The organism is Gulosibacter chungangensis, from assembly GCF_008831155.1.
GTDB classification, from domain to species: Bacteria; Actinomycetota; Actinomycetes; order Actinomycetales; family Microbacteriaceae; genus Gulosibacter; species Gulosibacter chungangensis.
Map to the genome: position 1 here is coordinate 14,616 of NZ_WBKB01000009.1, position 12,611 is coordinate 27,226.

Annotated in this window: 8 protein-coding genes; 5 read left to right on the plus strand and 3 right to left on the minus strand. The window is 64.0% G+C overall.

The genetic code is table 11. From position 1 onward, the window contains the following. Positions 1-306: 306 nt before the first annotated feature. From nrdI to F8O05_RS12350, 5 genes are all read left to right on the plus strand, one after another. The gene (nrdI, locus tag F8O05_RS12330; protein WP_158053058.1) at positions 307-795 is read left to right on the plus strand and encodes a class Ib ribonucleoside-diphosphate reductase assembly flavoprotein NrdI; all 489 of its coding nucleotides are present in this window, start codon (positions 307-309) and stop codon (positions 793-795) included. Then, positions 792-2,948, plus strand: coding sequence for a class 1b ribonucleoside-diphosphate reductase subunit alpha (gene nrdE / locus F8O05_RS12335; protein WP_158053059.1), 2,157 nt, complete (start codon positions 792-794; stop codon positions 2,946-2,948). Before nrdI ends, nrdE begins: the two co-directional genes overlap by 4 nt. Positions 2,949-2,985: 37 nt before the next feature. Further along, on the plus strand, positions 2,986-4,011 hold the full coding sequence (nrdF, locus tag F8O05_RS12340) for a class 1b ribonucleoside-diphosphate reductase subunit beta (protein ID WP_158053060.1): 1,026 nt from the start codon (positions 2,986-2,988) through the stop codon (positions 4,009-4,011). 364 nt (positions 4,012-4,375) lie between these two features. Next, positions 4,376-5,695, plus strand: coding sequence for a tyrosine-type recombinase/integrase (locus F8O05_RS12345; protein ID WP_158053061.1), 1,320 nt, complete (start codon positions 4,376-4,378; stop codon positions 5,693-5,695). Positions 5,696-5,726: 31 nt separating this feature from the next. Continuing rightward, positions 5,727-5,933, plus strand: a complete 207-nt coding sequence (locus F8O05_RS12350) for a helix-turn-helix domain-containing protein (protein ID WP_158053062.1) — start codon at positions 5,727-5,729, stop codon at positions 5,931-5,933. A gap of 99 nt (positions 5,934-6,032) precedes the next feature. On the opposite strand, the gene F8O05_RS12355 is transcribed toward F8O05_RS12350, so the two are convergent. The 3 genes from F8O05_RS12355 to F8O05_RS14845 all read right to left on the minus strand — a co-directional run bounded on the left by F8O05_RS12355 (position 6,033) and on the right by F8O05_RS14845 (position 12,456). Beyond that, positions 6,033-6,620, minus strand: coding sequence for a hypothetical protein (locus F8O05_RS12355; protein ID WP_158053063.1), 588 nt, complete (start codon positions 6,618-6,620; stop codon positions 6,033-6,035). A 173-nt stretch (positions 6,621-6,793) separates the two neighbouring features. Beyond that, positions 6,794-11,875 (minus strand): helicase, encoded by a 5,082-nt coding sequence (locus tag F8O05_RS12360; protein ID WP_158053064.1) that lies wholly within the window; start codon positions 11,873-11,875, stop codon positions 6,794-6,796. Between the two features lie 59 nt (positions 11,876-11,934). Then, the gene (locus F8O05_RS14845) at positions 11,935-12,456 is read right to left on the minus strand and encodes a hypothetical protein (protein ID WP_192497177.1); all 522 of its coding nucleotides are present in this window, start codon (positions 12,454-12,456) and stop codon (positions 11,935-11,937) included. Positions 12,457-12,611: the final 155 nt, after the last annotated feature.

The window sequence follows — 12,611 nt, forward strand, 5'->3', positions numbered from 1 at the left end:
ATTCTGTTCGGTGGCGGCGACATCGCGTGCGGCATCGAACTCACCTGCTCATGCGCCACCGGAGACCCGATGACGCGGTAGCACGCTCGTGAGTTCTCCACCGCCCTCCTGGCCCTTTATCCACAGCGCGTCTGCGCACCTAACATTCTATGTTCGACACGCCGTAGTTGCAAGTATGGACGTGTCGTAGAAAAAGGATCTAAAGTGATGTTATTACTAAATACGCCCCCTCCGGTGGGGGTCGAGCGCAACATGTAGTGGTTGCCGACGTGACGATCGGCAGCCGAACAGGAGAGGAGAACCCCGATGTCGACCGCACTTCGCTCAGGGCAAGCCGCACCCCTGACGCGGGAGCTGACATTCACAGAGTCTTCGGATCTGGTGTTCTTCTCCAGCGTGTCCGAGAACACCAGACGCTTCGTGGAACGGCTCGACCTTCCCGCAGCGCGCATCCCCTTGCGCCCCCGCAGCGAAGGGATGATTCGGGTAGCTCGCCCGTTCGTGTTGGTCGTTCCTACGTATGGCGGCGGCGCGCACGCTGGAGCGGTGCCGAAGCAGGTGATCGCGTTTCTGAACGACCGGGTCAACCGGTCCCTCATCCGGGGCGTGATCACGGCGGGAAACACAAATTTCGGTGAGGACTACTGCCTCGCAGGACCCATCATCTCCGCCAAGTGCCACGTCCCCGAGCTGTACCGCTTCGAACTGCTGGGTACCCAGCGCGATATTGACCACGTCACCCACGGCCTGACCCGTTTTTGGGCGCAGGCCTCCAACGAGAGGAATCCCGCATGACCACCTTGACTCAAGAAACTCCGCCACGTACCGGGATCGGCGTCCGCAAGGACTACCACGCCCTCAACGCACAGCTGAACCTGTTCGCCCCGGATGGGTCGATTCAGTTCGACAAAGACCAGGAAGCTGCGGACGAGTATTTGCGACAGCACGTCACACCGAACACGAAAACTTTCTCATCTGTGCATGACCGCTTGGATTGGCTGGTCGAACACGAGTATTACGAGCCGGAGTTTCTGGCCGCATACACGCCAGAGTTCATCAGTGGGCTGTACGAGCACGCGTATGGCGTAGGCCACCGATTCCACACATTCTTGGGGGCGTTCAAGTTCTTCACGTCCTATGCGCTGAAAACTTTCGACGGCACCACCTACCTGGAAGGCTTCGAGGATCGCGTCGTCGCCACCGCACTCTACCTCGGGCAAGGAGACACGAAACTCGCGACCAGCCTCGTCGATGAGATGCTCTTGGGCCGCTTCCAACCAGCGACGCCAACGTTTTTAAACGCAGGCAAAGCACAGCGCGGTGAACTCGTCTCCTGCTTCCTGCTGCGCCTGGAAGACAACCTGGAATCCATCGGCCGCAGCGTGAACTCCGCCCTGCAATTGTCCAAACGCGGTGGCGGGGTCGCCCTCCTGCTGACGAATCTGCGTGAGACCGGCGCACCGATCAAGAAGATCGAGAATCAAGCCTCCGGCGTCGTCCCGGTGATGAAGATCCTCGAAGACAGCTTCAGCTACGCCAACCAACTCGGTGCCCGCCAGGGCGCGGGAGCGGTATACCTCCACGCGCACCACCCCGACATCATGGGGTTCCTCGACACCAAACGGGAAAACGCGGACGAGAAGATCCGCATCAAGACCCTGTCCCTTGGTGTGGTCATTCCCGATGTGACCTTCCAGCTCGCGAAGGAAAACCGGGACATGCACCTGTTCAGCCCCTATGACGTGGAACGCGAATACGGCAAACCCCTCTCCGACCTCTCGGTGAGTGAACATTATGACGACTTGGTCGGCAACCCGCGCATCCGAAAGACCACGATTAGTGCGCGCGAGTTCTTCAAAACCCTCGCCGAGCTGCAATTCGAATCTGGATATCCATATGTGCTGTTCGAAGACACCGTCAACGCTGCGAACCCGCTCGAAGGCTGGGTCAACATGTCGAACCTGTGCAGCGAGATCCTCCAGGTGAACACCCCATCCCATTACGACGCCGCCATCGGCTACGAACGTGTGGGCCGGGATATTTCTTGCAACCTTGGCTCGCTCAACATCGCGCAGGCGTTCGCCTCGCCTGATTTCGGACAGACCGTGGAGACGGCGGTGCGGGCACTCACGAGCGTGTCGGAACAGACCGATGTCGACGCGGTGCCCTCGGTGGCTGCCGGAAACGACGCATCGCACGCGATCGGGCTTGGGCAGATGAATCTCCACGGCTTTCTTGCCTCCCAGCGCATCCGGTACGGAAGCGAGGAGGGCATCGACTTCACCGACCTCTACTTCCTCACCGTGACTTATCACGCCCTGCGCGCCTCCAACCAGATCGCGATCGAGCGCGGCAAAACCTTCACAGGCTTCGACACCTCGTCGTATGCCGACGGCTCCTACTTCGACAAGTACACGGACCGTGATTGGCAGCCCGATACTCAGCGTGTCCGTGACCTCTTCACCGAGGCCGGTGTCGCGATCCCAACGCAAGCGGACTGGGCCGCACTTCGGGAATCAGTCCAGCAACACGGTATCTACAACGCCTATCTGCAAGCCGTCCCTCCAACCGGCTCAATCTCCTATGTGAACAACTCGACCGCCTCGATCCATCCGATCGCAGCGAAAGTCGAGATTCGCAAAGAAGGGAAACTCGGGCGCGTCTACTACCCGGCCCCACACATGACCAACGAGAACCTCGAGTTCTTCGAAGACGCCTACGAGATCGGCTACGAAAAGATCATCGACACTTACGCCGCCGCGACCCGCCACGTTGACCAAGGGTTGAGCTTGACGTTGTTCTTCCGCGATACCGCCACCACCCGCGACATCAATAAGGCTCAGATCTATGCCTGGCGGGCCGGGATCAAGACGCTCTATTACATCCGGCTCCGCCAGCCAGCTCTCGAAGGCACTGAGATCGAGAACTGTGTCTCCTGCGCCCTCTAGTCACCTTACCCACCCCGATTTGTATCAAGGATTCCCTATGACTCTCCTCGACCTCACCCGTCCGATTACCGAGATCTCCGTCACCCCGCCCGGGTTCCGGCACGACCCCGCCGCGCGCCTGCGACCCATCAACTGGAACCGCATCGGGGACGACAAAGACCTGGAAGTGTGGAACCGGCTCACTGCGAACTTCTGGCTCCCCGAGAAAGTGCCGCTCTCGAACGATTTGCCCGCGTGGCAGACCCTGACCCCCGAAGAGCGCACCCTCACAATGCGCGTGTTCACCGGACTCACCATGCTCGACACCGTGCAGGCCACCGTCGGTGAGATCTGCCAGATCCAAGACGCCCGCACCGAGCACGAAGAAGCCGTCTACACGAACATCGCATTCATGCAGGCCGTGCACGCCCGCTCTTACTCCAGCGTGTTCTCCACCCTCACCAGCACCCCAGAAATTGACGACGCCTACCGGTGGGCGGTCGGCAACGACCTGCTCCAGGAACGATCAAAACGAGTACTGGTGCACTACTACGGTGATGATCCGCTCAAACGAAAAGTAGCCTCCACCCTGCTGTCGTCCCTGCTGCTTTACGCCGGGTTCTACCTGCCGTTGCACTTCTCTGTCCACGCGACCCTCACCAACACCGCAGATATGATCCGGCTGATCCTCCGCGACAAAGCCGTGCACGGCTACTACTCCGGATACAAGTACCAACGCGGCCTCGAGACCCACTCGGCAGCCGAACAGGAACACATGCGCGAGTTCACCTACACACTGTTGGAAGAACTCTACGAACTGGAACTCGAATACTCGGGTGACCTTTATGAACCGCTCGGACTCATGGACGACGTGGCGGTGTTCGTGCGCTACAACGCGAACAAGGCGCTCATGAACCTCGGCTACCCGGCCCGGTTCACCCCTGAAGAGACCGAGGTCAACCCCGAGATACTTGCTGCGCTTTCACCCGGCTCAGCAGAGAACCACGACTTCTTCTCCGGCTCGGGTTCCTCGTACATCATCGGGAAAGCCGAAGACACCAGCGACGACGACTGGGACTTTTGAAGAACTAGTTCTCGCCGAAGGCCCGTAAGGGCTGATGAGGGGCTCGAACCCGCAGGTTTCTGCAGGTCCGGGCCCCTTTTTGTGCCGTCTCCAGCAAGACAGAGGAGGACGGAAATGAACATAATCACCCAAACGGTATGGCATGGAGGTGGCACGAGTGCACCTCCCAGGCGAGCGCGGATAGGCGTGATGTCCGGAATTTGCGGGTGGCACGCCGCTGATGTCGTGCCAGAGCGTGCCATTGGAGATCCAGCAGGAGGAGAAAAAGCCTGTTCACGCGGGATATCTTCTCGTTCTGGGTAGCAAATGGCACGAAGTGGCACGACGGTCCGCGTGAGTCCATTTGCGGCCACAGGAGGATGCGATGAATGCCACGAAGAAGGTCACCGGTGCAGCTAGACGCGAGGGGTGGGGAAGCCTGCGAAAGCTTCCCTCTGGTCGTTGGCAAGCCCGATACCCTGGACCAGACGGTGAGATGTACACCGCCCGCACGGAGGACGACAAATCGCTGACGTTCTTCACAAAGACAGACGCCAGAGTCTGGCTCGCTGCCACGCACGCCAAGATCGCCCTCGGAGAATGGGAACCGCCGGCACTCGTCGCCGCCCGGCTTCGGGCGGAGGCTACCGCAGAGAAGGCGAGATCGATCGGTTTCACCGAGTATGCCGAGCGATGGATCGAGATGGTGCGGATGGAGCCAGGCCGGAGCGGGAAGAAGCGAGCCGTCGGCACCGTTCGCGCCTACCGGAGCAAGATCACCGGATACCTGATTCCGGAGTTCGAGGACACTCCGATCCGGCAGATCGATGTGGCGCGTATTCGAGAAATGACGACCCGCCTCGACCAGATCCCCTCTCCCTTGAACCCGAAGTCGAAGTTCAACGGCGTCACCCGGCCGGTGTTGATCGTCCTCATGATGATCCTCCGACAGGCCGCCAGGGAGAGCCTGATCCCGGCAGCGCCTAACATCTCGATCCCCCGCCAGGAGTCCGTGCGGCACGACGCTGAGCACGACCCCGGCGAGGACGTCGCCAGCCCTGAACAGGTCGAAGATATCTATGAGGCACTGCCCGATGAGTGGGCTATCGCAGGGCTTCTGGCGGCCTGGTGTCAGCTCAGGCGCGGCGAGTGTCTGGGCCTGCAACGCCGAGACATCGAGTGGCACGACGACGGCAGCGCGACCCTTCATGTGCGACGGCAGCTGAACGCCAACACCGGCGACTACACGGACCTGAAGAGCGACGCAGGCAAGCGCTCGCTCAGCATCCCAAAGCTGATCCGACGCCGACTCCGGCAACACCTCCGAGACCATGTCGGGCACGAGGCGAAAGCCCCCGTGATCCCGACAAGCCCTCGAGGCAGCGTACCGCTTTCGAACACTCGTTGGGGGCACATCTGGAGCGAAACGAGAGACTCCGTCAAGAGTCTCCCACCGCGATTCAGATTCCACGACCTGCGGCACACCGGGCTGACGATCTTCGCCCAAGAGGGCGCGACCCTCGCAGAGTTGATGCGACGCGGTGGACACTCTGATATCCACATCGTCCTCCGCTACCAGCACGCCACCATGGAGCGTGACCGGGAACTCTCGGACCGCATGAGCGAGCGAGTTGCGGCGCGACTCAAAGCAGGCAGACTTGACTCCGAGAATGAAGCAGAGGAGGACCGCGAAGGACACCTGTGATGTGCAAGACACATCAATAGGGAGGCGCTTCATGACCACACACCACCATTCGACACTCCCCGAGTCGACGATCGTGCCGCTCGCGGTTGCAGCGGAACGCTTCGGAGTGTCGGTGAAGACACTGCGCCGCCGAATCGCGGACGGCACGATCCGCGGATACCGGGTGGGGCGTCTCATCCGCGTCGATCTGCACGAGCTCGACGAGCGTCTGCTAGTCGAGATCCCGTCACGCAGGTGAACGAGGGAACGATCGGGACGGGCCTCAGGTAGGCCCGTCCCGATCTCTCTGTCCGGTAATCGCCGCACTGGCATCTCTGGTGTGAACTTGCGGGCCTTTCTACAATGCTTGCCCGCGGGCCTCTCGCGCTGCTTCAGCGGCTGCACGCTGTTGCACGTCGGCGACGACGAAGTCGACAAAGTCTTCGTCACGATCCACGATCATCTCTTCCTGGCCGTCGTCGGCGGGGTCCTCTCCCGGCCACGTGGTCTGCCGTGTCGGGCGGTCTCGGTCGAGCTTGCTTCCGTTGATCGTGACCCAGTTCCGGAGTCGGGCGCACGCTGCGGCGAAGTCGGCGTGCCACAGTAGCGGTGCCGAACCATCTCGGGTCGGGTGGTAGCAGGTGAGCCAATGCGTGTGGAGGGCGGAGAGCTCCCATATGAGTTCCCAGTGTCGGTGCCACATTGGCGGGATCGTCGCCGCGGGGAGCCCGTAGGTGGCTCGGAGCCAGTTCACCCAACCGTTCAGGAGCATCCATTCTTCTTCGGCCTGGTGTGCGGTGATGAGATTCCAGTTCACGGGCGATGGCGGAGGAGCCGGCGGTTGAAATGTCGGTTCCGGTATCGGCGTCTCGGCTCGCTTGAACGGTTCGGGCTCGGGTTGGTCAAGCTCCGGGATATCGTCGGGGTCGAACGCGTCTTCGGCCATGTTGCTCCTCCTTGCACACAAGCAGATGTGCAGGAAGGTGCCCCTTTGTTCCCAACCGCCATCGCTTACAGCGCGGGTCGCGTACTGAGTCGCACTTCCCTACCGGGCGGCTGAACGAGCGTCGGATCTTGCGCCACGCAGCAGCCATCCCGCGGGTGCGTGCCGGAGTCCGATCACAGTGACGGTGTGGGAGGTTCGGTGTTCGGTGCGCGCGATGCCTCCCGCAGCAGTGATGTCACCGTGACGCTCGCCGAAGCGGGCGGTGAGTGAGGTGTGGCGGGAGGGCCGAAGGATGGCTGGAAGTCCCGGACGGCCTGCTTGGTGAGCACACGAGGTGACTCGCTTCCGCTCTGCGCAGCCTGAGGAGGATCGGTCTGGAGGGAGTCCGGGGTCGCGTCCGCTTCGGGGGCCTCGCTCTGTGCTTCGGTGCTCAGCTCAGCGAGTTCGGCTTCGACCCGGTCGAGTCGCGCTTTCGCGGCCTCGAGCGCGGCCGTGTGCTTGAACGGCTGGCCGATGCGCTGCTCGGCTTCGTCGAGCACTTCCCGCTCCTGACGGATCTCCTCATAGAGGCCTTCGATGATGCTGGGAAGTTGCGAGACTCGGTTCTCGAGTCGTTGCACGAGCCCGACGGTGGCGGAGAGAACTTGGTCTCGGGGGAGGGAGAAGCTGGCGCGGGGGAGCTGTTCGAGCGTGAACTGCACTTGGACATGCCCGAGCGATGAGATCGCGCGGGCATTGATCGCGAACCCGGAGATGCTGCCGAGAGAACCGAGGTTCCGTTCGGCGTAGTTCGACAGGTACTGCAGGTTGTGTTCGCGCGCCCAGTACGCGATCGCTTCTGCCGCGTCGACGCGTGATGTGTGGGTGCGGTCTTTCACGGTCATGCGGAATCGGTCGCCGCTGGTGTCCTGGACGCCGGGGAGCGCACGTTCGAGTTCCGAAGCGTCGCTCTCCGCGTTGATGATGAGCTCCATACTGCGAGCGCGGGTGTGGAGCAGCATCGACTGGTTCCGGGAGTGGGCGCGTTCGAGGCGTTGCAGCTTCGTGTAGTCGTTCTGCGCGATGGACTTCTCGAGCATGAGCGGGTTCCCTGACGCGATCGCTTTCGCCTCGGCTGCAGAGAGGGCTGCGGAGTCGATCTCCTCGATCTCTCGCACGTCGAGACTGCCGCGCATGATCTGTCCGATGAATCGTGCTTTGCGTTCGATGCCCTGCCACATGTACGAGTCGAAGGAGCCCTCGGTGACGATCCGGGTGATGAGCACCTCAGCGTTCTGGTTGCCCTGCCGGATCACTCGCCCCTCGCGTTGTGCGATATCGCTCGGCCGCCACGGGCAGTCGAGATGGTGCAGAGCGACCGCCCTCGACTGCACATTCGTGCCGACGCCCATCTTCTCGGTTGAGCCGACGAGGACGGCGATGTGCCCGGAGCGTGCGGCGGCGAACAGGCGCGCCTTGTCGGTATCGGTCTTCGCTTCGTGCATGAACCGGACGGCCCCATCGGGCAGGCCCCGTGCGCCGAGCTGGGCGCGGAGTTCGTCGTACACGTTCCAGCGGTCCTTGTTCGGTGTGCCGAGGTCGCAGAACACCAGCTGCAGCCCGCCTTGGACCGGGGAGGTCTCACCGGAGGCGGGGTCGAGGAACTCCCGGCCGCGGTGCTGCTCCCAGACGCGGTAGACCATGTCGGCGGCGACATCGACCTTGGACGGCCCGGACGGGGTATCGGGGATGACCAGGCGCACATCGAGGGCGGCTTTGCGGCCGTCGGTGGAGACCTTGAGCATGTTGTCCTCATCCGGGCGAACCTGCTTGTGCTGGATGCGTTCGGCGCGTTCGGCGATGTCGTCGATGTACGCCTGCAGCTCCCGGGTGGGGGCGAGCACCACCGTGTCGGCGGCGCGCTTCCCGTCGGCGCGCTCCTGAATGTCCGGCACGGGCAGTTGGAGGTCTTCGGCGGTCTTCACGTCTGCGAACACCGACCACAACCTGAGCATCTCGGGGACGTTCTGGAACCGGGCGAACCGGGTCTTGAGACGGAACGAGGAGCCTGTGGGAGACATCTCCATTTCGGTGACGGTCTCCCCGAACGTCGCCGCCCACGCATCGAAGTGCCCGAGGCCCGCTTCCTCCAGCAGGTCCGGGCGCAGGTAGCGCTGCATCACATACGCTTCGGTCACACTGTTCGCGATCGGGGTCGCCGTCGCCCCGGTCACGACCCGGTCGCGGCCGCGCCCCCGGAGCGATTCGAGCTTCAAGTGCAGGTCGCTGGCACGCTCGGAACCGTCGATGGCGGCGTCACGGATGTTCGACTCGGTGGCGAGGTTCTTGTACATGTGCATCTCGTCGACGACAACATAGTCCACCCCGGTCGCCTCGAACGTGATCCCTGGATCCCGGGCCCGATCTACGAGCCCCTTGAGCTTGTTCTCGGCCTGCAAGAGCCGCTTCTGGATGCGCTTCACGCTCATCCGATCCTCACCCTTCGCGGAGTCGTAGGCGGCCTTCAGGGCGATGACCTGTTGCTCGATGTAGTCCCGCTCGGTGGCGGGGTCGACGCGGATGCGCGCGAACGCGCCCTGGGTGAGGATGATACCGTCCCAGTCGCTCGCGGCCGCCCTCGCGACGAACAAGCGGCGCCGCTCGGCGGTGAGATCCTGACTGGACGCGGCGAGCACCCTGGCCCGCGGGTAGATCTGCAACCATTCGCGGGAGAACTGTTCGAGCATGTGATTCGGGACGACCAGCATCGGCTTCTGGATGAGGCCCATACGGCGCATCTCCATGACACCTGCGACCATTTCTGCGGTCTTCCCGGCCCCGACTTCGTGGAACAGGCCGCAGGCGGGCTCGGCGATCATGCGGGCGACCGCAGCACGCTGATGCGGGCGCGGGGTGAAGCTGCGGGCCATGCCGGGGAAGGTGAGGTACTCGCCGGCGCTGCTGTAGTCGCGCAGCACGATCGAGTTGAAACGGCGGTTGTACTCGTCGGCAAGAATCCGGGCGCGTTCGGGGTTTTCCCACACCCATTCCGAGAACCGCTCCTGCAACTGGTCGGCCTTCTCCTGCGCCGCGGTTGTCTCGACGGGGTTGAAGATCCGCACCGTCGTACCGTCCGGGTCGCGGTGCTCGTCGTACACCTGGATGCGTTTCTGCTCCATCACCGACTGCACCAGATCCGGTGCGGGGCGCCGCTGGGTGCCCCATTCGCTGGTCGCGAGGATGCCCTGCCTGCCGCCGCGCACCTCCCACATGCCCGGCAGCGGGTTCTCCACTTTCACGTCCGGGGCTTTCAGGATCTCCCGCAGGAACTCCTCATGCGTGGCGGCGCTGATCCATACCGCGCCGAGCCGCGCCGCGATCTCATCCACCCCCAACGGCTCAGGCAGCACCGCTTTCAGTGCATCGACGTTGCCCTGCAACTCCGGACGCTCCTTGACCGCTGACTCTGCGGCGTCGAACTTGATGCGCACATTCCCCGACAGGTACTCCGGAGCGTGAATGAGGTCCCCGGTGGCGGGGTCTTCGAACACATGCCCGGCAAGAGCGGCCCGCGCATCGGACCCGTCGGTGCCGAGGAGTTCGGCAATGAGCTCCAGATCAACTCCGCCGGTGCGGTCGAGGCTTACCGAGATCGCATCCGCCGGGCTCTCGACACCGCGCACAGGCGGGATCGGGGCGACGACCCGGCCGGAGAGGATCGATGCGCCGGCCGCGGTTTGCTCCTGCTTATCGAACACCTCGAGCGCGACGACGAGCGGCCCGAACGGGTCGCCGCGCAGAATCCGCAGCGGCGTTGGCACGATCCGCGCGTGCGTGTCCTCCCCGGTGTCGGGGTCGGTGCGGCCGGTGCGGCGCAGCGTGTAGCGGTTCAGCGGCCCATACCGGGCCACATACCTCTCGTACTGGTCACGCAACCGCGCGCGGGCGGACTCGATCTCGTCGGTGTCATCCCGAGTGGCCGCCTCCATCTCGAGCAGCCCGATCGCGCCATCCCGCAACGTCAACAGCGCCCGCAACTCGACGGCAGCGGACTTGGGCACTTTCAGCGGCAGCAACTCCCCACCGGCCACCACCCGGAAAGTGCCCTCGGGGGTGGCCAGAATGGAGCCGTCAAACAGGGCAGGGTCGGCGGCGACCCTCGCCGCGCGCTCCTGCTCCTGCGCCGCAGTGGGTGGGGTGAAAGTCAGGCCGCGCTCGGTCGCAGAGGCGGTGATCTCGGTGAGCGTGTCGCGCAGCAGCCGCGGCACACCGGTCAGGTCGGCGGTGACGCGGAGCGTCTGGTTCCCGTACATGCCCTGCCCGACCCGGAGCTCGCCGAGCACATGATCGGGCCGATAGTCCGCGAAATAGGTGTTGATCTTCACCCGCTCCCCATCGATCGTCACGGGCGTCACCATCTCCCACACGTCGCTCGCAGGCTCCTGCCCGGGGTCGCGTCGACGGAAGAGCAGCAGATCAGTGAGTGCCTCAGTGCCGGCCGCGCGCCGGTGCGCACCGGTGGGGAGCCGCACCGCACCGAGCAGATCGGCGAGCTCGTTCATCTCCCGCCTCGCTGCAGGGTTCTGCGCATCCATCGTCCAATGCGAGGTGAGCACCGCGACCACACCGCCAGGCCGCGTCAGGTGCAGGGCTTTGACGATGAAGTGGTTGTGCATCGAGTGCCCCGACGCATTATGTACTGGGTCGTGCAAAGTGACGTCCGCGAACGGCACGTTCCCCACCGCAGCATCAAACGATGCGGCCGGAGCTTTGGTGTCCGCGAACGATTCGGCACGGATATCCGCGCCAGGGTAGAGCCCCCGTGAGATCGCGGCCGTGAGCGGGTCGAGTTCGACCCCGACCATTCGGGAAGAGGCCGGGGCGAGCCCGATGAACGTGCCCGCCCCCGACCCGGGCTCGAGCACCGTGCCGCCCTGGAACCCGAGCCGAGCGAGCGCATCCCAGATTTCCCGGACATACGCGGGATCGGTGTAGTGGGCATTGATGGTGGTGCGAGCCGCAGCCCGCCACTCCTGCTCGTCCAACAGCCCACGCAGCAGGGCACGCTCGGTCACCCAGTCCGTGTTCTCCTCATCGAACACCTGCGGAATCGCACCCCAGCTCGACCAGCGCGCCAGCCGCTGCTGCTCGTCCACGGTCGCTGGACGCTCCTCAGCGGTGAGGGCGCGGACCACCCCGATCGCGCCGATGTTGGCCTCGAACCGGGCTTTCGCACCCGACGGTGCCAGATCCTCCTGCGTACCTGGCCGAAACACCACCGCGGACCCCGCCGCCCCGGCAGGTGTGCCGGGCGCGGTGGGGCCGATCGTGTCGCTTAGGGGTGGTGGTAGCGGCGCTCCGCCGCCTGGGCGAGGGTCTCCTGGTGCTCGCGGAGGAACTGGGCCGGGAACTCCGCCTCCAGGAGCGCCTGCAGGAACGTCACCGGCAGCATCCACTCCGCTGCCAGGTCGACCAGTTCCTCGGTCGCGGGCATCTGATCCTCCGGGGATTCCTGAATCCGCTCCGCCCAGGAGGCCAGCCAGGAGTCCGAGGTCCGATCCAGCTCCCACGCTTCCCGCGCCTCGGCCGGGCTCGTCTCCGGGGAGCTGATCCACACCAGATCCGTCAAGACGATCTCCTCCGCCCGCAGCCGCGCCGCGCCCAACCGTCCGACCTTCTCCAGGTAGCTCTCCCCGGCCCGGTCCTGCCCCGCCAACTGGACGGTCAGCTCGGTCACCTGCTCGTGAACCTGCTGGCCCAGCATCTGGAAGAACTCGTCCGGGTTCGGGATCGCTTCGACTCTCGTCGGCGCGTACCGGGTCCAATGGGTGCGTGCGAGCGTTTGATAGTGCGTCATCGTCTGCTCCTTCCTCAATCTGCCCCGGCATCTCCGCCGTATCCGATACGGACGGAACAGGGTCGGGGGTGGCTGCGCCGACCGTGACGGTCTCCTGCGCAGTGGTGTCGTCCAGCCCCCAAAGATCGAGTTCGACCTGACCGTACAGGGCCGGG